The following is a 21,065-nucleotide window of genomic DNA, read 5'->3' on the forward strand; positions in this document are numbered from 1 at the left end:
CGAGCTTGCTCGCGAAGAACGATACCTCGGTCTAACGTTTAAACCCCGGCGGCTTTCAACCGCGCCGCATGCTCGACAAACAGCCGCACCGGATCTGCGCCTTTGCCGACCAGTCCCAGCGACTGGTTGACGATGTCGAAGTGATCCATCGGGTAGTCATCACCGATGACCGTACCGAGGTGCGAGCTGTAGCGTCCGACCATGCCGTCGCACTGCCCCGGCTCGCGCACGAAGGTTTTGGCGAACAACCGGCAACTGCGGTTGGTGCCGTCGAACAGGTTGCCACCGCGATCGGTCTTGCCCGGCTGCAAAGTGCCGGACCACGAGTAATAACGCACCCCGTTGACCTCTTCCGGCCCGTGCCCGCCCCAGGTTTGCGGCAGGCCCTGTGGATAACGCTGGTTGAACAGCGCCACGCCTTCAGTGGTCAGGGAATGGTGCGAAGCGTGGATATCCACCGGCAGTTTCGGCCCGTGGTAACCGGTTTCCAGCAGCGCCATCAGCCAGCCGACAAAACGCAACAGCGCTTCCAGAATGCGGCCCTTGGCGCTGTTCGCCGGATAGTGTTTCGCCAGATAGTCAGCCAGTTCCGAACCGTGATTGGGCCCGGCCACCGACGTGACTGAAGCCACCAGATCCGGACGCTTGGCCGCCGCGTAACGTGCCGTCAGCGAGCCTTGGCTATGGCCAAACAGATTGACCTTGGCCGCACCGGTCTCGCGCAGGATTTCATCGATGCGCGTCAGCAACTGCTCCCCACGCACTTCGGTGGAATTGAGAGGCGACACCTGCACCGCAATCACTGTCGCACCACCCCGGCGCAACGCTTTGATGATCCCGTACCAGTACGGGTACAGCACCAGACGGATGAAACCGAGCATTCCCGGCACCAGCACCAGTGGATAACGTGTGGCCGAATCTTGCGACATGGGCAAACATCCTTGTGGTCGGAGAGTGGATGCAGGGCGTGCAAAACGCCCGCCAAGCATCCGCTTCGATGATGACAACTCCACGACCAGCCTACTTCAGCCCTACCACTCCCGCCACAATCAGCCCCACCGACAGCAACTTCACCAGCGTCAGGCTCTCGCCCAGCAGGGCGAAACCGAGAAACACCGTGCCGAGCGAGCCGATGGCGGTCCAGATCGGATAGGCGATGCTCACCGGCAACTCGCGCATCGCCAGGGTCAGGAAGTACACCCCGCCCACCGCCGCTACCACGGTGATCAACGACGGCCAGAGCCGGGTGAAACCTTCGGCGTACTTCATGCCCATGGCGAAGGTGACCTCGAACCCCGCCGCGATCAGCAGAAACAGCCAGGCCACCTAGAACTCCCGGGCCAGGTCGAGCAGGCGCTGCTCGGCCTCGGCCACCGACACCGCGAAGGTGCGCTCGGCGGATTCCTCGCCCTCGGCGGCGACCACCGTGACGTCGTTGATGCCGATGAACCCCAGTGCCGTGCGCAGCCACGGATCGGCGTGATTCAGCGCCTCCAGCTCGCCGCCCGGGCCGAATCCGAAACCGCCGCGACTGGTCACGATCAGCGCCTTCTTGCCGCGCAACAGCGGCGTGTACTGGGCAATGCCGTTGTCCAGGGTGTGGTCGAACGTCAGGCCCAGACGCACGATCTGATCGACCCAGGCCTTGAGGCCGCTGGGCACGTTGAAGTTGTACATCGGCGTGGAAATCAGCAGCAGGTCGTGATCGAACAGCTCGCCCACCAGTTGATCGCTGAGCGCCAGATCCGCCTGCATTGTCAGCGGCCGCGCTTCAGGCTCCGGGTAAAACGCCGCTGCGACAAACGCTTCGTTCACTGCCGGAATCAACGCCCGCCCGACTTCACGGCGAGTAACCTGAGCCTGTGGATGTCGGACTTGCCAGGCGCTGAGAAAACTTTCCGCCAGGCGCCGCGAATGGGAGCGTTCACCGCGTGGGCTGGCATGGATCGCAAGAATCTTGCTCATCTGAATCTCCTTGGGACTAGACTTGAGTGACTGTGTGGCGCCAGATTGCAGGCATCACTTCATCGCCTCAAATGAGCAAAAATCAGTCTGGATGAATTTATTTCATCCATGGAGTTTTCATGTTTGCTGCCTTGCCCCTGACCGCCCTGCGCGCGTTCGAATCCGCCTCGCGCCTGTTGAGTTTCAAGGCCGCCGCCGAAGAACTGGCGGTGACGCCGACGGCGATTTCCCATCAGATACGCTCGCTGGAGGACTGGCTCGGCGTGGCGCTGTTCGAACGCCTGCCGCGTCAGGTGCGCCTGACCGAGGGTGGCGAGCGACTGTTTCGCAGCTTGCACGGCGCATTTCTGGAAGTGGCGCAAAGCGTCGACACCCTGCGCCCGCAACGCAGCGGCAGCAGCCTGACGCTGTCGACCACCGCCGCGTTCGCCGCGCTGTGGCTGGTGCCACGTCTGGGACGGTTTTACGCAAAACACCCGAACATCAATGTGCGTCTGGACACCCATTGCGAAGTGATCGACCTGCATCAGGACGCCAGCGTCGATCTGGTGCTGCGCTACAGCCTCGACGATTACCCGAACCTCTACGGGCTATGCCTGTTCGATGAATCGTTCGGCGTGTACGGCTCACCGGAACAGGTGGCGCTGGCCGCCCGTCGCACCCCGGCGCTGATCAGCGTGCGCTGGCATAACTCGAAACTGTACGCCCACGGCTGGGAAGCCTGGTGCGCGCAGTCAGGCGAGAACTGGTTGAATCAGCATCCGGCCGTCCGCGAATACGACGAAGAGCATTACGCGCTGCAAGCGGCCATCGCCGGGCAAGGGCTGGTGCTGGCGAGCAACATTCTGGTGTCGGAGAGCGTCGCCAGCGGTCTGCTGATGCCGTACAAGGGCGAGGTACAGGTTGATGGCGCCGGTTACAGCGCGCTTTGCGTACCGGGCCGTGAGCGGCATCCACCGGTGAAGGCGTTTTTTGCCTGGCTTCGCGAAGAAGCAGAACTGTCCGGGCATGCTCCGCGCTGAAATCCGATAAAACTTTTTGCAGCGCTCATCACTCACAACCAGGTAGCGATCACGTCAGCAGAACGTGGCGTAAACCGGATTAGCCTCCAGGAGACTGAAATGAGTGACCTGCATTTGTCTGATGTTCAAACCCTGCGCGAGCGTGCACGACAACACGTCGAAAACGGCGCGGTGACCGAAAGCTACAGCGCCAATCGAGAAGAAGTGCTGCGTCTGCTCAATGAATCGCTGGCCACTGAACTGGTCTGCGTCTTGCGCTACAAGCGCCACTACTTCATGGCCAACGGATTGAAAGCCAACGTCGCCGCCGACGAGTTTCTCGAGCACGCCATTCAGGAAGCTGAACACGCCGATCGCCTGGCCGAGCGGATCGTGCAACTGGGCGGTGAGCCCGAGTTCAACCCGGACTTGCTGTCGAAGATGTCCCACGCGCAATACGTGGCCGGCAACACCTTGAAGGAAATGGTCTACGAAGACCTGGTGGCCGAGCGGATCGCCATCGACAGCTACCGAGAGATCATCCAGTACATCGGGGAAAAGGATCCGACAACACGCCGGATCTTCGAAGACATCCTGGCTCAGGAAGAAGAGCATGCGGATGACATGGCGGATATTCTGAAAGACCTCTAATCCCCGCTAACCCCGCTGACTGATCGTTCCCACGCTCTGCGTGGGAATGCCGCCATGGACGCTCTGCGTCCGCTGTTGGGACGCGGAGCGTCCCGGGATGCATTCCCACGCGGAGCGTGGGAACGATCTGAGTTGCAGCGATTACTTGGTGGGTTTGACGGTCACCGGTGCCTTGCCCGCCTTCATCTGCTCCAGCAACGGCGCGCACTGGTTCGGCTCGCCGCCACTCGGCGCCACCAGCGCCAGCAGCCCCGCCGCCGGCGCAGCGATCACACCCAGCGCCACCATCCCTGCCCCGCGCAACATCAGCGGTACAGCCTTGACCCCGGCATCAGGCTTGATGAACTTGCCACGCACGTACAGCGGCGAACGCAGGGAAATCAGACGCCAGCCCTTGGACTCCGGCGTCACCGTCAGATCCAGTTGCTCGGTGGCCATGTTCGCCGTGCCGTCGATGTAGATGATTGCGTTCTCGGTATCGAACACAAACAGCCGCGTGCTCGCCAGGCCGGTCTTGATGTCGAAGTCCGCCGCTGCGCAGTTGATCTTCACTTCCTTGTCGCCAAAGATCTTGCCGACCACGTAGTTGCCGACGTTGAGCCCTGCCAGTTCCATCAACTCGCGACTGATCGCGCCGTCGTTGATCAGCATCTTCAGGTTGCCGTTGGCGCCGCCCAGCAGCCTGGCCACCGAGTTGCCGCGACCGGCGATATCGGCATCACCGTTGAGCTCGCCGAAACTGGTCTTCATCGGTTCGAAGGTCGGGAACAGCTGTTTGAGCTTGAACTTGCGCGCGGTCAGTTTGGCCCTGCCTTCCAGCGGTTCGGTGCGACCGTTGAGCCGAATCTGCGCGTCGAGGTTGCCACCGGCCACGCCGAAGCGCAGCGGCTCCAGACTCAGCTCGCCGTCGTTGAGTTTGAGGTGGGTATAGAGGTCGGTGAACGGCAGTTCTTCGCTGTGGACGATGCGTTTGCCGGTGAATTCGACGTCGGCGTCCATGTCGCGCCAGCGCTCGGTCTTGAACTCTTCCACCGGCAGCACCCTGTCCGCCGGCTGCTTGCTCTCGCCACCACGAGCCTTCTGCTTGGCATTAGAGTCGGCACCGATCAGCGGCGCGAGGTCGGCGAACAACAGTTGATTGGACAGCAGCGCGCCACTCAGCTTCGGTCGTGGCTGGCTGGCGACGTAAGCCAGATCGCCATGGATGTCGCTGCTGCCGATCTTGCCGTTGAACTGCTCATAGCGAAATTGCGCACCGCCCGGCTCGTGCAGTTTGGCAATCAAGTGGCCGTCGGTGGCATAAGGCGGGGTGTCCGGCAGGGTCACGCCAGTCAACGGATACAGATTACCGAGGCTGGCGCCCGCCAGTTTCAGGCGCAGATCGAGGGCGCCGAGATTCAGCGGATCGGTCAGGGTGCCGGCGAGCTCGACGCTGGTATCGCCGATCTTTGCCTGGGCCTGCAACGGGAACGGTTTGCTCGCATCCTGCAGCGCCAGCAGGCCGCCGATCTTGCCCTGGCCGGCGAGTTTCTGGCCGTGGTACTGGCCGGTGACTTTCAGGCCGAAGGCATAATCCTGCGGTGCGCCGCCCTTGTCCTGAGCAGTTTTCGCGGTTTTGTCGCCGACGATGTCGCTGAACGGAATCGGCTTGCCCAGCGGATCGATCAGCAGGTCGAGGTTGGTCTTGAGGGTCTGGTCATCCAGGGTGACGTGGCCCTTGTCGAAGCCGATGGCGCCAATGTCGACCACCCAGTTCGAGGGCTCGGCATTCGGATCCTTGGGGTCGAACTTGAAGGTCCAGTTGGCTCGGCCGTCGGCCAGACGTTGCAATTGTGCGTTGGGTTCGGTGAGGTCGATGCGCGGGATCGTCACCCGTTGCGCCAGCAAGGCCAGCGGCGAGATGCGCAGCTCGACCTTCTTGAGGGTGACCATCTGCGGTTGCTTCGACCAATCCGGATTGCCCAGCGTCAGGTCTTCGGCCACCACATGCGGCCATGGCACCCAGGCGCGCCAGCCGCCCTCGTCGAGTTCGCGCCGCCAGACCACCGACAGGTTGCCGTTGATGGCGAACGGTCGGTGCAATTCTTCCGAGACTTTGGCGTTGAGCGGCGGTTTGATCCGGTTCCAGTCGAAAAACACGATGACCAACACCAGCACCGCCAGAAGCAGCACAAGGGTGGCGAAGGTCCAGGCGAAGATTTTACGGGTGCGCGTCATGCACAAAGCTCCTGAAGACGACTGCATCCATTGGCACGACGCAGCTGAAACGGCAGGCCATGATGGCCCTCATGAAATCTGTGACTGACAAACAGCCCGCAGGTTTAATCCAAAGCCCCAGCGAGGGGAAAAAACGGTCGTCATTCTGACCGATCGGTCGAATTGGCGTTACCGCCCCCGCACATTTGCGGGGCGCAAGTGGGTGGAAAATACCCACCGCAGTGCAAAACCGCCCGCCTGAAACGCCCGAGCTAGAGCCTCCCAATGGAACAATCAATTCTGTTGATTATTACCATTGTGTTTATGAACTTTTATATCGACTTATCGAGAGTAGCATTAGCTTCGTACCCACTTTATCGCCCTCCCAAGGAGCAACCCATCATGAAACGCCAACTTCTGTTCAGTCTTACCCTCTCGATGCTGGCCAGCACCGCTTTCGCTCTGCCAGCTGCCGATCAAGCGACTCCGCAAGTCAAAACCAGCCACTCGGTGTTCAGCCAGACCGTTGCTGCTGATGGCTCCGACCGCACTCCACAAGGCCAGACCCTGGCTGAAAACGGCCGCAACCGTCTGGAAGAAAAAGGTCTGGTTCAAGATGGCTATGACAAAACCCCTCAAGGTCAATTCGTAGCTGAAGGCGGCCGTGATCGCCTGGAAGAGAAAGGTCTGGTTCAAGACGGTTCGGATCGCACTCCACAAGGTCAAACCCTGGCATCTGACGGCGGCGACCGTACCCCACAAGGTCAGACTCTGGCTTCTGACGGCGGCGACCGCACTCCCCAAGGCCAGACCCTGGCATCGGACGGTGGTGACCGCACTCCACAAGGTCAAACTCTGGCCGAAGGTGGTGGTGACCGTGTGATCGAACGCAACAGCGCTTTGAGCTAAGCCCATGGCGGCCTGGAAAAAAAGCCCAATCCCCGGATTGGGCTTTTGACTTTTCAGCAGCCTGTATAAAGAAGTCGCGATTTCCCGCTTTCATCCCCCCCTGCCGTTCGACGCCGACAAAGCCTATTTGCTAGAGTGCGGCGCTTGTCTTGCCTAAGAAAACACCCTTGCGATGCTGCCCCGCGCCGAACAGAAACAACAGACCCGCAACGCCCTGATGGACGCTGCCCGCCACTTGATGGAAAGCGGCCGAGGATTCGGCAGCCTGAGCCTGCGTGAAGTGACGAAAACCGCCGGCATCGTGCCCACCGGTTTCTACCGGCATTTCGCCGATATGGACGAACTCGGCCTGGTACTGGTCAGCGAAGTCGGCCAGACCTTCCGCGAAACCATCCGCCTGGTGCGCCACAACGAATTCGTCATGGGCGGGATCATCGATGCGTCGGTGCGGATCTTCCTCGACGTGGTCAGCGCCAACCGTTCGCAATTCCTGTTTCTGGCCCGTGAGCAGTACGGTGGATCGTTGCCGGTGCGGCAGGCCATAGGCCGTTTGCGTGAAGACATCAGCTCCGACCTGGCGGCCGACCTGGCTTTGATGCCCAAGCTCCAGCACCTCAATTGCGAAGGCCTGAGCGTGATGGCCGACCTGATCGTCAAATCGGTGTTCGCCACCCTGCCGGACATCATCGATCCGCCCGCCGAAGCCCTGCCCGAGCATCTGACGCCCCAAGCGAAGATCACCCAGCAGTTGCGCTTTATCTTTATCGGGTTGAAGCATTGGCAAGGGCTCGGCAGTACCGAATAATTCCTCTCCAGCCCCAATACCCTGTGGGAGAGAGCTTGCTCGCGATAGCGGTGTGTCAGTCAACTCTATATGACTGGGCGGACGCCATCGCGAGCAAGCTCGCTCCCACACGAGCTCCTGTTTGGTGCATGTAAAAAACTTCATGCACCAAAACACCCCACAATCCTGCAACATCTTGAACATCCACTCGTCTCCGACAGGGTTTTCCTACGCCTCGTCCGGTTGGCAAGCCCCTTGCTCTAGCCTGAGCATTGTCCACTGCTGGAAGCTTTCCGATGCTGGTGATTCATCGCAGAATCGACCCCCAACCCGTCTGGGCCGCCGAGTTGCACCTGACCTTCGAAGCCAGGAGCAAAAGCCGCCTGCGCTGTTTCAGTGCCGAAGGCGAAGACGTCGGATTGTTTCTGGAGCGCGGTCAACCGCCGCTATATGACGGCGAATGCCTGCAAGCCGAAGATGGCCGGATCGTCCGGGTCTGCGCGCGCCCCGAACAACTGCTGCACGTCACCTGTGCCAACGCCTTTGAACTGACCCGCGCGGCCTATCACCTGGGCAACCGCCATGTTGCGCTGCAAGTCGGTGACGGCTGGTTGCGCCTGCTCGACGATTACGTGCTCAAGGCGATGCTCGAACAACTGGGTGCGCAGGTCGAATCGATCGAAGCGCCGTTCCAGCCGGAACACGGTGCCTACGGTGGCGGCCATCATCATTCGCGACACGGTGACGAAGACTTCAACTACGCGCCGAAACTCCATCAGTTCGGCGTCCGCTTGTGAACCCGGCCTGGGCGCTGCTGCGCCTGGCCAGTCCGCAATTGCCGATTGGCGGCTACAGCTATTCCCAGGGTCTGGAAATGGCTGTGGATAACGGCCGCGTCGACAGCCCGGACCGCGCCCGCCGCTGGATCAGCGATCAACTGCTGCTGAACCTCGCGCGGTTCGAGGCGCCCATGCTGCTCGCCCATTGCCAGGCCGCCGCGGACGAAAACTGGGAAGAATTGCGCAAGCTCTGCGAAAGCCATCGCGCCAGCCGCGAAACCCGCGAACTGCATCTGGAGAGCCGGCAGATGGGCTACTCGCTGCAGCAATTGCTCAACGGCCTGCCCGAACTCGATCAGCCCGCGCGGGCCTTTCTCGAACACTGCGCCGAGCCGCACCTGGCCTTGTGTTGGGCACTGGCGGCGCGCGCCTGGCAGATCAGCCCGCAGGACGCCCTCGCCGCCTGGCTGTGGAGCTGGCTGGAAAACCAGCTCGCGGTGCTGATGAAAACCCTGCCGCTGGGTCAGCAAGCCGCCCAGCGCCTGACCAGTGAACTGCTGCCGCTGTTGCAACAGGCCCAGCAGGACGCCACCCGAATCAATCCCGAACACCTCGGCAGCGCCGCGTTCGGTCTGTCCCTGGCGTGCATGGCCCATGAGCGCCAGTACAGCCGCCTGTTCCGTTCCTAGGGCCTTTTATCTGGAGAATCACATGAACACACAACCCCTGCGCGTCGGCATCGGCGGCCCGGTCGGTTCCGGCAAAACCGCGTTGACCCTGGCCCTGTGCCTGGCGCTGCGCGAGCGCTACAACCTGGCAGTGGTCACCAACGACATCTACACCCGCGAAGACGCCGACTTTCTGGTGCGCAACGAAGCGCTGGCACCGGAACGCATCATCGGCGTGGAAACCGGCGGCTGCCCGCACACGGCGATCCGCGAAGACGCCTCGATTAACCTCGAAGCGGTGGATCAACTGAACCGGCGTTTTCCGGGGCTGGACCTGATTCTGGTGGAGTCCGGTGGCGACAACCTGTCCGCCACCTTCAGCCCGGAACTGTCCGACCTGACCATCTACGTGATCGACGTTTCGGCCGGCGACAAGCTGCCGCGCAAGGGCGGGCCCGGCATTTGCAAATCCGACCTGCTGGTGATCAACAAGATCGACCTCGCGCCGCTGGTCGGCGCCTCGCTGGAGATGATGAACAGCGACACCCAACGCATGCGCAACGGCAAGCCGTTCGTGTTCAGCAACCAGAAAACCGGTCAGGGCCTGGAAGACATCATCACCTTCATCGAACGCCAGGGCCTGCTGACCGCAGCCTGATTCACTGATCAACAAGGAAGCTTATCCATGACACTCAAACGTATTCTCGGCGCCGTCGCGCTGCTGCTGACCCCGGCCCTGGCCTTCGCTCACCCCGGCCATGGCGACTCTGGCCTGGTGGCCGGCATCAGCCACCCGATCGGCGGCCTCGACCATTTGCTGGCGATGGTGGCCGTCGGTCTGTGGGCCGCGCAGCAGCAAGGCGCCGCGCGCTGGGCGCTGCCCTGCACCTTCGTCGGCACCATGCTGATCGGCGGCCTGCTCGGTTTTGAAGGGCTGGAATTGCCGGCGCTGGAAAGCGGGATTGCCGCCTCGGTGCTGGCGCTGGGTCTGGCGGTGGCGCTGGCCGTGCGTCCGCCGTTGGTGATGGCGGTGGCGGCGACGGCGTTGTTTGCGCTGTTCCATGGCGTGGCACATGGTCTGGAGTTGCCGGACATGTCGAGCCCTTGGGCGTATGCCGCCGGTTTCGTGGTCGCAACGGCTGCCCTGCATGCGGCGGGTTATGCGGTTGTGCGTTTTCTGCCTCAGGCGGCTGCGCCGTTGGTACGACTGGCCGGAGCGGCTTCAGCGGTGACGGGCGCGTGGTTGCTGGCCGGTTGAACTCTATCGACTGATCAGGCCTCTTCGCGAGCAAGCCCGCTCCCACAGTTGTTCTGTGTTGTTCACAAGTATTGTGTTCGGCGTGACCGTTGTGGGAGCGGGCTTGGTCCGGGCGGCGATCCGACGAAGGCGGACTGACAGACACCGCGTCTCATCACGCCGCCGCTCTGCTACCATGTCGCGCAATCGCCCCTGCCGTGACGACGTCCGCCCATGCCCCACGCTTCCCGCTCCACCTCCCTGCCTGAACTGACCGCCCTGTTCGGCGAAGTGCAACAGCACTTTCTGAACGTGATCGTGCCCCTCTGGCAAGGACCGGGCTGGAACGCCGACATGGCGTTGCCTTACGAGGCGCTGGCCGCCGCACATCAGCCACTGCCACCGCAGCGCTACCGGGCGATGGCCTGCGCACGGCAGCTGTACCTGTTTTCCAGCCTGATCGGGGTTGTGGATAACGCCGAAGTCCGCGCGGCCGCGCTGTTCCGTTCCCTGCAACGACACTTCCACGATGCCGAGCACGGCGGCTGGTTCTACAGCATCGATCCGCAGGGCAAACCGCTGGATCAGCGCAAGGACCTCTACACCCACGCCTTCATCCTGTTCGCTTGCGCGCATTACTGGGAAAAGTCTCGCGAACCGTTGGTGGAATCGACACTCAATGCCGCGCTGGAAGTCATCGGTCGGCGATTCGCAACGGGTGACGGCCTCTACGAAGCCTGCCTCGACCGCGACTGGATCACGCTGCAAACCGGCCCGCTGCAAAACCCGCTGATGCACCTGGCCGAAGCCTTCCTGGCCACGCTGGCCGTGCGCGAAGATCCCCAGACCCGGCAAGCGCTGAGCGAGTTATGCACAGCCATGCACAAGCGCTTCATCGAACCGCAACAGGGCGTGTTGATGGAGAAGCCACTGGGGGCTGTGGATAACTGGTTTGAGCCGGGGCATCAGTTTGAATGGTATTTCCTGCTCGAATCCTCGCCGCTGCTGCGCGGGTCGAAGCTGCACGCGGCACTGGATCGCGCGTTTGCCTTCACCGAACAGCGCGGCGTCGAGGCCGACACCGGTGCGGTGTGGGCCATGCTTGATCCGCAAGGACACGGGAAAGATTCGACCCAACGCATCTGGGCCCAGGCCGAATACCTGCGCGCCCTGACCTTGCGTCCGGGCAGCGAAGCCGCCGTGCTGCGTCAGTTGCAGGCGCTGCAACAGCGCTTCCTGCATGCCGGCGGCTGGCACGAGTGCCGCGACGATCAGGGCGAGGTCAGCCGCAAAGACATGCCGTCGACCACGCCGTATCACTTGGCGACCTGCTATGCCGGTCTGACTGAATATCTACGCTAACCGACCCTCCGCTATCGCCAGCAGGCTGGCTCCCACAGGATTTGCATTCCAATGTGGGAGCCAGCCTACTGGCGATTGGTCCTCAGGCAATCCACTTCCGGTCGCCGGTGAAGCTGATGGTCAGCCAGCGCGCCGCGTCCGGTTTGCCCAGCTTCGCGGAAATCTCTTCACGCAGCACGTCCAGCTGGCCGACGCTCTGCAGCCGGTAATCCGCCGGCAACACCACATGAATCTCGATGAACCGCGCCCGCCCGTGCTTCTGCACGTAGGACACGTAGTCGTCGAAACCATGCTCGACCTTGGCCGCGTCCATCACTTGGCGCACCTGATCGTCCAGCGTGTCCGGCGCAATGCCGAGTACGTCACGCAACGCCGGGCCAAGGATCTTGAAGGCCGGTGGCAGCATGGTCAGGGCCAGCACGATGAGAATCAGCGGGTCGACGAACTTCGCCCACTCGCCATAGCCCTGGGACTTGAGCAGCAGCGCCGCGAGGAAACTGATCAACAGGCCCACCGACAGCATCGCATCCACCAGCCAGCTGATGTTGTCGAACTGGATCAGGCTCGACTTGAGCTTGCGATTGCGGTGCCGGACGTAGAAGAAGTAGGCGAACTCGACAACGGTGAATACCGCCGCGTAGATGATCACCAGCCCCAGTTCGATCTCACGACCGCCGTTGATGATGCCGAACACACCGTTGAGAAACGCGTAGATCGCGATCAGCAGCAGGAAACTGCCCTCGATCAGCAGCACCATCGGCTCCAGATGCCAGAAGCCGAACTGGAAACGCTGGTTGCTTTGCTTGGCAATCAGCTTCGCGGTGATCAGCATCAGGACTTTGATGAAGGTGGCAATCAACGAAAAAAAGCCATCGAACAGGATGGACTGGGAACCCGAAACAAAACCGGTGGCGATCCCGGCGATCGACACGGCGAACATCAGGATGGTCGATTGTTTGAGCAGCGACTGCTCACCTCGGTTACTCACTTTGACTCCTCGAAACCTTGAAAACCGCAGGGTGCGGTGGGGTTGTTGAGGAGTGAGTCTACCTTACTGCCAGATTTTGGCCGATTTGCCCTCTTCGCCAGCAGACTGGCTCCCACAGTTGATCGCATTCCAATGTGGGAGGCAGCCTGCTGGCGATCGGCCGTTAAGCGGTCTTAAACCTTGTTGCGCTCGATGGCAAAACCGGCCCAGGTCTGGCTCACCGGCATCAGCTCCAGGCTGTTGATGTTGATGTGAGCCGGTGCGTTCAGCACCCAGAAAATCGTCTCGGCGATGTCCTGTGGCTGGATCGGCTCGGCACCGGCGTAGGTCGCGTCGTAACGCGCCTGATCACCGCCGAAACGCACCAGCGAGAACTCGCTCTCGCACAGGCCCGGCTCAATGTTGCTGACGCGCACGCCAGTGCCCTGCAGGTCGCAACGCAGGTTCAGCGAGAACTGTTTGACGAACGCTTTGGTCGCGCCGTAAACGTGGCTGCCCGGGTACGGGTAATTGCCGGCGATGGAACCGAGGTTGATGATGCCGGCGCCCCGACCGTGGGCGATCAGGCGCGGCAGCAACAGGCGAGTGCTGTACATCAGGCCTTTGACGTTGGTGTCGACCATGGTGTCCCAATCGTCGAGGTCGCACTTCGGTGCCGGATCCACGCCCAGCGCCAGCCCGGCGTTGTTGATCAGGCCGCGCAGCTTGGCGAACGACGGCGGCAGGTTGGCAATCGCCTCCTCCATCGCCTTGCGATCACGCACGTCCAGCACCAGGCCATGCACTTCGGTCTGCTTCGACAGCTCGGCGCAAAGCGCGTTGAGGCGTTCTTCACGACGCCCGGTCAGCACCAGTTTCCAGCCGGCCTCGGCAAAACGACGGGCACAGGCTTCACCAAAACCGGAGGTTGCGCCGGTGATAAACAGGGTGTTGGACATCGTGTTCTCCTTGCTTCGGCCGCCCGGGCAGCCATTGGAATAGAAAATCAGCGGGCAGCATGCCCGGCCCTGCTTTAACCGGCAACCACCGAATCCTGCTCATTAATTGATCAACGGCCGCTACGCCATATGCGCCGTGGCCTGTAGCCATGTGCACGCACGTTATCCACAAGCCCTTCCACAGTTTCCGGGGGCAAGTGGAAAAGCGCAAAGCCGCGCCCCACAAGGCTTTGCGGGCGATTTGGAAAGTTTTTTGCTTGACCCTGAACAACCAGTTATGCCGGGCAGGGCATTTTGCACGACCGGCGGGTCATGGCCATGATTGCGCGAGGCCAGCAATTACGGCCCTCAGCCGAGTCTTTCCAGAGTTTAATCACAGACTTATCCACAGGGTTGACCACAGCCATCCGCGCTGATTTGCGTCCCCATAAAAAGGTTGACAAACAGGCCATCCTCTAAGCAAAAACACTCTGATCAAAAAACAACCACGCCTCTGCAAGCCACGGATTAAAAGGCTTTCAGCCAGCTACACCCACGTTATTCACAGCCAGCTCCACAGCAAACGGGGACAAGTCAAAACTGTGGAAAAACAGCCATTTGCAGCGGCTTTATGTCGCGCTTTGGCAGGTTGGGGATTTTGTTTTCCACAATTTCCTGAAAGTCCGCGTTTTCAGTGAACAAGCAGACGCAAAAAAGCCCCGACACTCTCGCATCGGGGCTTGTGGACAACTTCAAACGATCAGTGCCCGCCGAGGTAAGCGTTACGCACTTCCTCGTTCACCAGCAGCTCTTTGCCGGTGCCCGTCAGGCGGATCTCGCCGTTGACCATCACGTACGCCCGGTCGGACAGCTTCAACGCGTGGTTGGCGTTCTGCTCGACGAGGAAAATGGTCATGCCGGTTTTCGCCAGTTCCCGCAGGGTGGCAAAGATCTGTTTCACCACGATCGGCGCCAGGCCCAGGCTCGGCTCGTCCAGCAGCAACAGCTTGGGCCGGCTCATCAGCGCCCGGGCGATGGCGAGCATCTGCTGCTCGCCGCCGGACATGGTCATCGCGCGCTGCGTGCGACGCTCTTCGAGCCGCGGGAACAGCTCGAACATGCGCTGCATGTCTTCCTTGGCGTACTTGTCGCCGATCGGAATGGTGCCCATCAGCAGGTTTTCCTCGACGGTCATGTCGGGGAATACCCGCCGCCCTTCCGGCGATTGCGCGATGCCGTTGGAGGCGATGTAGTGCGATGACTTGTGGGTAATGTCCACGCCCTGATAGAGGATCTGCCCGCCCGCCGCCCGTGGCTGGCCGAAGATCGACATCAGCAGGGTGGATTTGCCGGCACCGTTGGAGCCGATCAGGCTGACGGTTTCTCCTTCGTTGATCTGCAGCGAAACGCCTTTGAGCGCCTGGATCGGGCCGTAGAACACGTCCAGATCCTTGAGTTCGAGGATGGGTTGCGTCATACGACTTCCTCTTCGTCGGCGCCCAGGTAGGCCGCGATCACTTTCGGATCGTTACGAATGGCATCCGGACCGCCCTCGGCGATGACGATGCCGTGGTCCAGCACCACGATGTGATCGGAAATGCTCATTACCATGCCCATGTCGTGTTCGATCAGCACCACGGTCAGATCGTGCTCGTCGCGCAGCAGCCGGATCATCGCGCTCAGCGCTTCGGTTTCCTGAGGGTTGAGGCCGGCGGCCGGTTCGTCGAGGCAGATGATCTGCGGCCGCGTGCACATGGCCCGGGCGATTTCCAGACGGCGTTGCTGGCCGTAGGACAGTTCACCGGCCAGACGGTTGGCGCAGTCCACCAGATCCACCACTTCCAGCCAGTAGAACGCGCAGTCCAGCGCATCGCTTTCGGCCTTGCGGTAACCCTTGGTGTTGAGGATGCCGGCCACCATGTTGCGGTTGACCCACATGTGCTGGGCCACCAGCAGGTTTTCCAGCACCGACATTTCCTTGAACAGACGAATGTTCTGGAACGTCCGGGCCAGGCCCGCACGGTTTACCAGATGAGTGCCGCCGAACATCTTGTAGTACAGGCGACTGGCAAAGTTTTTCGGCGAGACGAAGTCGGTCGGCTTAAACGACTCGCCCAGCAGCTGGATGACGTTGGTCTGCCGACCGCGCACGTTGAGTTCGATCTTGCCGCCGGAGGCTTTATAGAACCCGGTCAGGCAGTTGAACACCGTGGTCTTGCCGGCGCCGTTGGGGCCGATCAGGGCGAAGATCGAGTTGCGTTTGACCTTCAGGCTGACATCGCTCAAGGCCTTGATGCCACCGAAGTGCATCATCAGTTTTTCAACAGAGAGTACGACTTCACTCATGGCGCAGTCCTCTCATAGTGAATGGCACCTTTGCGTGGAGTGACCCCGGTACGGCTGATGCGGATCAGCCCGCGAGGTCGCCAGATCATCATCAACACCATCAGGATCCCGAACAGCAGCACGCGGTATTCGGCGAAGCCGCGCAGCAGTTCCGGGGCAACCGTCAGCACGAACGCTGCGATCACCACACCGATGGTCGAGCCCATGCCGCCGAGCACGACAATGGCGAGGATCAGCGCCGATTCGAAGAAGGTGAACGAGGTCGGGTTGACAAAGCCTTGGTAAGTGGCGAAGAACACACCCGCCAGCCCCGCCGTAGACGCACCGATAGTGAACGCCGAGAGCTTGACCAGCACATGGTTGAGGCCCATCGAGCGGCAAGCGATCTCGTCTTCACGCAGGGCTTCCCAGGCGCGGCCAACCGGCATCTTTACCAGACGGTGCTTGATGTACAGCACGGCCAGCACCACCAGGAAAAGCACCGTATAGATAAAGTAATACTTCACGTCCGGGTTGTAGGCGATGCCGAAGAACTCGTGGAACGGCACCCCGCCATCCTTCGCCCGTTTGCCGAACTCCAGACCGAAGAAGGTCGGCAGCGGCGCCGGCATGCCGTTCGGGCCGCCGGTCAGGGACAGCCAGTTGTTGAGGATCAGACGGATGATTTCACCGAACCCCAGCGTCACGATCGCGAGATAGTCACCGTGCAGGCGCAGCACCGGGAAACCGAGGATGCAGCCGGCCAGCCCGGCGGTGATCGCCGCCAGCGGCAGCACCGTCCAGAAGCCCAGCCCGAGGTACTGATAACCGAGCGCCAGACCGTAGGCGCCGATGGCGTAGAACGCCACGTAACCCAGGTCGAGCAGGCCGGCCAGACCGACCACGATGTTCAGTCCCAAACCAAGCAGCACGTAGATCAGCCCGAGGATGACCACGCCCAGCAGGTAGGAGTTGGAAACGAACGGCACGGCCACAGCCAGCACGATCAGTACCGGGATGATCCAGCGCAGGCGGGATTTGTGATCGGCGGGCAGCACATGCACGCCGGAACCGGTGCTCTCGAATCCTTCGAGAATGCGCAGGCCCTTGGGGGTTTGCAGGAACAGGCTGAGGGCAAAGCGGCCAGCCATGACGATGGCAATGATCCACGCCACGCGGGTCGGTTCGAGGTTGAAGCTGTAGCCGTCGAGTACCACGCCGACAATCGGCCCGAACACGATCAGGGCGATCAGACCGGCGAGAATCGCCTCAACCAGGCTTTTTTTGACATCAATGGATTTTGTAGTGGTTGAAGACATCGCTTACACCTTCGACACAAGAGGACGGCCCAGCAGACCCTGAGGCCGGAAGACCAGAACAAGTACGAGCAGCGAGAAGCTGAACACGTCTTTGTAGTCGGAGTTGACCAGGCCCGAGAACAGCGACTCGGAGATCCCGAGGATGATCCCGCCCAACATGGCGCCAGGCAGCGAGCCGATCCCGCCGAGCACCGCGGCGGTGAACGCCTTGATGCCGATGACGAAGCCTGCGTAGAAGTCGAATGTGCCGTAGTTCATGGTGATCAGCACGCCGGCCAGGGCCGCCATCGCTGCACCGATGATGAACACATAGGAAATCACCCGGTCGGTGTTGATCCCCAGGATCGAGGCCATCTTGCGGTCTTGCTGGGTGGCGCGGCACATGCGGCCGAGCTTGGTGTACTTGATCACGTAGGTCAGCAGGCCCATCCCGACGAACGCCGCGACCAGAATGAAGATCTTGGTGTAGGTCAGCTGGACGAAGCCCGAGCCGACGTCGATGCGCCAGGCGCCCGTGAGCAACGTCGGAACACCCTGTTGACGGGCGCCCTGGCTGATCTGGGCATAGTTTTGCAGGATCAGGGAGATACCGATGGCGCTGATCAACGGAGCCAGTCGGGTGGAGTTGCGCAGTGGTTTGTAGGCGATGCGTTCGATGACCCAGCCATACACCCCCGTGACGACGATGGTGAAGACCAGTGTGCCGAGCATCAGCAGCGGGAAGGATTCGATACCGAAGTAAGCCAGCAGAGCCAGACTGATTGCCGCGAGGTAAGCGGAAATCATGTAAACCTCGCCGTGAGCGAAGTTGATCATGCCGATGATGCCGTAGACCATTGTGTAGCCGATGGCGATCAGGCCGTAGACCGACCCGAGGGTCAGGCCGTTGACCAGTTGCTGCAGGAAAATACCATCCATAACGCAATCTCACGCAGTGAGAACCTGCACACCCTTGGGTGCGCGGTTCTTCTAGGAAAAATACAGATTTACGTCGGAGCAATGTCAGAGCGCATTCAGCCCGACCACCGCAGGATCCTGTGGGAGCGAGCCTGCTCGCGAAAGCGGTTGATCATTCAACAGTGATGTTGCCTGTCAGTCCGTCTTCGCGAGCAGGCTCGCTCCCACATAGAACAGTGGAGGTCAGCCGATCGCGTCAGCCCTTACTTCTGTTTTTCCAGCTGGTGATATTTGCCGTCCTTGTCCCACTGGTAGACCACGTAGTCGGAGACTTTCAGGTCGCCCTTGGCGTCCCAGGTCTTCTCGCCCATCACGGTTTTCACAGGGTTGGCTTTCAGCCACTTGGCAGCCTCTTCGCCCTTGTTTGACTTGGCACCATTGAAGGCAGCCGCCAGCGCCTGAACCGAAGCGTAGGCATACAGGGTGTAGCCTTCAGGCTCGGTGCCAGCCTTGCGGAACTGCTCCACCACGGCTTTGCTGTCCGGCAGCAGGCGTGGGTCGGCGCCGAAGGTCATGTATACACCATCGACATATTGCGGGCCGCCGGCGGTGGTCACCAGTTCGTCGGTCACGATGCCATCGTCGGACATGAACTTCACGTCCTTCAGGCCTTCGGTACGCAGTTGCTTGACCAGAGGACCGGCTTCCGGGTGCAGGCCGCCGAAGTAGACCACGTCGGCACCGGCCGCGCGGATCTTGGTGACCACGGCGCTGAAGTCTTTCTCGCCACGGGTCAGACCTTCGTACAGCACCGGTTTCACGCCGCGTTTTTCCAGCTGCGCCTTGGTCGCATCGGCCAGGCCCTGACCATAGGTGTCTTTGTCGTGCAGTACGGCGACTTTTTTGCCCTTGAGCACGTCGACGATGTAGTCACCGGCAACAATGCCTTGCTGGTCGTCACGTCCGCACATACGGAACATGGCGCTCAGGCCGCGCTCGGTTACCTGCGGGTTGGTGGAACCCGGGGTGATCGCGATGATCCCGGCTTCATCGTAGATTTCCGATGCGGGAATAGTGTTGGAAGAGCAGAAGTGACCGACCACGCCGGCGACTTTCTGGTTGGTGAGGTCCTTGGCGACCGTCACCGCCTGTTTCGGCTCGCAGGCGTCATCGCCCTTGACCAGTACGATTTTTTCCCCGTTAACGCCGCCCGCCGCGTTGACCGCGTCGGCCGCCGCTTGTGCCCCTTTCATGTATTGCTCGCCAAATGCCGCGTTGGCGCCAGTCATCGGGCCCGCCACACCGATTTTCACATCAGCTTGTGCAAACGCAGAAACACCCAGCGCAGTAGCCACTGCGAGGGCCAGAAAGCCTTTCTTGTAAAACGTCTGGGACATGAGGTGGTGCTCCAAGGTTTTTTTTAGTTGGCACTGCGACTTCACTTGAATGCTCAGAGCAAGGGCCGTGCCATCGGTTTTTTATTCTTCAAAAAGTCGCTGCTTTCTTGTTATTTCGACTGTTTCGTTCCCATTTTCATTGGGCGTGCAACCGTCTAAACCGCGGAAGGTGAAACCAACTATTTTTTCAGGCGCAACCTGCATGCGCCATCATTGCAACCGCGGCACCAAACAACGTGCAACCAGCCTGTAACAGCCCGCGTCACCGAACTGCACACTGCTGGTGCGGGACTGCTACAACCCGCACCATTACAGGCTAGTCGCTACATTGAAAAGCGCCGCTTCCGGCAACAATTTTCAACACTCAAATGACGATCCGCAGGCACTGGCCCGCGTGATACAGCGAGAACCCGGCCTCGTACAGACAACTGCGCAGGCCCACACCCGCCAGGGGCTGCATCGGTGCGAAAGGAATCGGCAACGCCTGAGGATTTCCGTTACACAAGTAATCGGCGAAGGCCTTGCCAACCACGGTGCCAGTAGTCACGCCACGGCCGTTGTAACCGGTGACGGCCACCAGTCCCGGCGCCGGTTCGAACAGGCGCATCAGGTGATCGGGAGTGAACGCAATGCGCCCGGTCCAGGTGCATTCCCACTCCACGGGTTTGAGGTTGGGGAAGTAATGCTGCTGCACCCGGTCGGCCCAGGCCTTGAGGAACCAGGTCGGTTTCTGATTGCCGTTGCCGAGACTGCCCAGCAGCAGACGTCCGTCCTTGTCGCGGCGGATGCTGCTCAGTACTTGGCGGGTATCCCACGAGCCCTGCCCGCCCGGGAGAATTTCCTGAGCAGCGTCTTCGGTGAGCGGCACCGAAGCGACCTGATAGTAGTAACCGGGAAAGAAGTTGCGCTTGAGTTCGGTCCAGTCGCCTTCGGTGTAGGCGTTGGAAGCGATCACCACTTGCTCGGCGAGCACCGAACCCTGCTCGGTCTGCACCGACCACTTCTGCCCTTGCCGTTCAAGACGCGCGACCGGGGAGTGATCGAACATCTGTCCGCCAAGACTCATTACAGCGTTGGCCAGCCCGGTGACGTATGCCATCGGATTGAGCGTGCCGGCGCGCCGGTCGAGCAATGCGGCGGCGATCTTCTGTGTACCGGTCGCCTGTTCACAGGCCTTGCCGGTCAACAGTTCGACCGGCGCTCCGCGGCGTTTCCACTGTTCTTCGCGACTGCGCAGATCCGCCTCGCCCTTGGCGTTGTGCGCCATGTGCAGGGTGCCTTCGCGGCGCAACTGGCAATCGATGTTGTATTTATCCACAAGACTGAACACCAGCGCCGGCGCCGCACCTAGCATGCGGTTGAGCTGACTGCCGACCGCCTCGCCGAAGCCGGCCTCGATCTCCTCCGGCGGAATCCACATCCCGGCGTTGACCAGTCCGACGTTGCGTCCGGAGCCGCCATGCCCGGCGCGATGGGCTTCGAGCACGCAGACGCTTTTGCCCTTTTCCAACAGATGCAACGCCGCCGACAACCCGGTAAACCCGGCGCCGATCACGCAGACATCGACTTTGACCTCGCCCCTGAGCGCCGTGTTATCCGGTCGTTGCGGCGTGAGTTTTTCCCACAGACATTCTTCGCGTAACGGCATTGCCAGACTCCAACAGAAACCT

21 protein-coding genes are annotated in these 21,065 nt (G+C 61.1%); 9 read left to right on the forward strand and 12 right to left on the reverse strand.

Annotation, left to right across the window (positions count from 1 at the left end):
* Positions 1 to 38: 38 nt before the first annotated feature.
* From CAF63_RS12520 to CAF63_RS12530, 3 genes are all read right to left on the reverse strand, one after another.
* A complete protein-coding gene (locus CAF63_RS12520) occupies positions 39 to 929 on the reverse strand; it encodes a triacylglycerol lipase (protein WP_085685063.1) in 891 nt (296 codons plus the stop codon).
* Between the two features lie 91 nt (positions 930 to 1,020).
* Positions 1,021 to 1,326, reverse strand: coding sequence for a multidrug efflux SMR transporter (locus tag CAF63_RS12525; protein ID WP_011332220.1), 306 nt, complete (start codon positions 1,324 to 1,326; stop codon positions 1,021 to 1,023).
* Complete coding sequence (locus CAF63_RS12530; RefSeq protein ID WP_085685066.1) at positions 1,327 to 1,965, reverse strand: FMN-dependent NADH-azoreductase; 639 nt, start codon at positions 1,963 to 1,965, stop codon at positions 1,327 to 1,329.
* 119 nt (positions 1,966 to 2,084) lie between these two features.
* Between CAF63_RS12530 and CAF63_RS12535 the strand changes: the two genes are divergently transcribed.
* Entirely contained in the window at positions 2,085 to 2,987 is a 903-nt protein-coding gene (locus CAF63_RS12535) for a LysR substrate-binding domain-containing protein (RefSeq protein ID WP_085685069.1), read from the forward strand.
* A 99-nt stretch (positions 2,988 to 3,086) separates the two neighbouring features.
* Complete coding sequence (locus tag CAF63_RS12540) at positions 3,087 to 3,617, forward strand: bacterioferritin (RefSeq protein WP_085685072.1); 531 nt, start codon at positions 3,087 to 3,089, stop codon at positions 3,615 to 3,617.
* A 141-nt stretch (positions 3,618 to 3,758) separates the two neighbouring features.
* Here CAF63_RS12540 and CAF63_RS12550 read toward each other — a convergent pair whose 3' ends face one another.
* Positions 3,759 to 5,834 carry an AsmA family protein gene (locus CAF63_RS12550; protein WP_085685077.1) on the reverse strand — a complete coding sequence of 692 codons (2,076 nt, stop codon included), beginning with the start codon at positions 5,832 to 5,834 and terminating at the stop codon, positions 3,759 to 3,761.
* A gap of 381 nt (positions 5,835 to 6,215) precedes the next feature.
* Between CAF63_RS12550 and CAF63_RS12555 the strand changes: the two genes are divergently transcribed.
* The 7 genes from CAF63_RS12555 (at position 6,216) to CAF63_RS12585 (ending at position 11,552) form a co-directional block, all read left to right on the forward strand.
* A complete protein-coding gene (locus tag CAF63_RS12555) occupies positions 6,216 to 6,722 on the forward strand; it encodes a hypothetical protein (protein WP_085685081.1) in 507 nt (168 codons plus the stop codon).
* A 172-nt stretch (positions 6,723 to 6,894) separates the two neighbouring features.
* Positions 6,895 to 7,527, forward strand: coding sequence for a TetR family transcriptional regulator (locus tag CAF63_RS12560; RefSeq protein WP_085685085.1), 633 nt, complete (start codon positions 6,895 to 6,897; stop codon positions 7,525 to 7,527).
* Positions 7,528 to 7,802: 275 nt separating this feature from the next.
* A complete protein-coding gene (gene ureE, locus CAF63_RS12565; RefSeq protein WP_011332214.1) occupies positions 7,803 to 8,303 on the forward strand; it encodes an urease accessory protein UreE in 501 nt (166 codons plus the stop codon).
* A complete protein-coding gene (locus tag CAF63_RS12570) occupies positions 8,300 to 8,974 on the forward strand; it encodes an urease accessory protein UreF (RefSeq protein WP_085685089.1) in 675 nt (224 codons plus the stop codon). The genes ureE and CAF63_RS12570 overlap by 4 nt, the downstream gene beginning before the upstream one ends.
* Positions 8,975 to 8,996: 22 nt before the next feature.
* Positions 8,997 to 9,611: an urease accessory protein UreG gene (gene ureG, locus CAF63_RS12575; RefSeq protein WP_085685092.1), complete on the forward strand. Its 615-nt coding sequence runs from the start codon at positions 8,997 to 8,999 to the stop codon at positions 9,609 to 9,611.
* 27 nt (positions 9,612 to 9,638) lie between these two features.
* Positions 9,639 to 10,211, forward strand: coding sequence for a HupE/UreJ family protein (locus tag CAF63_RS12580; protein WP_064379124.1), 573 nt, complete (start codon positions 9,639 to 9,641; stop codon positions 10,209 to 10,211).
* A gap of 213 nt (positions 10,212 to 10,424) precedes the next feature.
* Positions 10,425 to 11,552, forward strand: coding sequence for an AGE family epimerase/isomerase (locus tag CAF63_RS12585; protein WP_085685095.1), 1,128 nt, complete (start codon positions 10,425 to 10,427; stop codon positions 11,550 to 11,552).
* Positions 11,553 to 11,634: 82 nt separating this feature from the next.
* On the opposite strand, the gene CAF63_RS12590 is transcribed toward CAF63_RS12585, so the two are convergent.
* The 8 genes from CAF63_RS12590 to CAF63_RS12630 form a co-directional block, all read right to left on the reverse strand.
* A complete protein-coding gene (locus CAF63_RS12590) occupies positions 11,635 to 12,540 on the reverse strand; it encodes a cation diffusion facilitator family transporter (protein WP_085685098.1) in 906 nt (301 codons plus the stop codon).
* A 173-nt stretch (positions 12,541 to 12,713) separates the two neighbouring features.
* Positions 12,714 to 13,478, reverse strand: coding sequence for an SDR family oxidoreductase (locus CAF63_RS12595; RefSeq protein ID WP_085685101.1), 765 nt, complete (start codon positions 13,476 to 13,478; stop codon positions 12,714 to 12,716).
* Positions 13,479 to 14,217: 739 nt separating this feature from the next.
* Positions 14,218 to 14,934, reverse strand: coding sequence for an ABC transporter ATP-binding protein (locus tag CAF63_RS12605; protein WP_007950655.1), 717 nt, complete (start codon positions 14,932 to 14,934; stop codon positions 14,218 to 14,220).
* Complete coding sequence (locus CAF63_RS12610) at positions 14,931 to 15,803, reverse strand: ATP-binding cassette domain-containing protein (RefSeq protein ID WP_085685104.1); 873 nt, start codon at positions 15,801 to 15,803, stop codon at positions 14,931 to 14,933. The genes CAF63_RS12605 and CAF63_RS12610 overlap by 4 nt, the downstream gene beginning before the upstream one ends.
* Positions 15,800 to 17,101 carry a high-affinity branched-chain amino acid ABC transporter permease LivM gene (gene livM, locus CAF63_RS12615; RefSeq protein ID WP_085685107.1) on the reverse strand — a complete coding sequence of 434 codons (1,302 nt, stop codon included), beginning with the start codon at positions 17,099 to 17,101 and terminating at the stop codon, positions 15,800 to 15,802. The genes CAF63_RS12610 and livM overlap by 4 nt, the downstream gene beginning before the upstream one ends.
* Positions 17,102 to 17,104: 3 nt before the next feature.
* Complete coding sequence (locus CAF63_RS12620) at positions 17,105 to 18,019, reverse strand: branched-chain amino acid ABC transporter permease (protein WP_007950661.1); 915 nt, start codon at positions 18,017 to 18,019, stop codon at positions 17,105 to 17,107.
* A 242-nt stretch (positions 18,020 to 18,261) separates the two neighbouring features.
* The gene (locus CAF63_RS12625; protein WP_085685110.1) at positions 18,262 to 19,395 is read right to left on the reverse strand and encodes a branched-chain amino acid ABC transporter substrate-binding protein; all 1,134 of its coding nucleotides are present in this window, start codon (positions 19,393 to 19,395) and stop codon (positions 18,262 to 18,264) included.
* Between the two features lie 364 nt (positions 19,396 to 19,759).
* Entirely contained in the window at positions 19,760 to 21,043 is a 1,284-nt protein-coding gene (locus CAF63_RS12630) for an FAD-binding oxidoreductase (protein ID WP_085685114.1), read from the reverse strand.
* Positions 21,044 to 21,065: the final 22 nt, after the last annotated feature.

This window comes from Pseudomonas sp. B20(2017), from assembly GCF_002113125.1.
In the GTDB taxonomy this organism is placed as follows: domain Bacteria; phylum Pseudomonadota; class Gammaproteobacteria; order Pseudomonadales; family Pseudomonadaceae; genus Aquipseudomonas.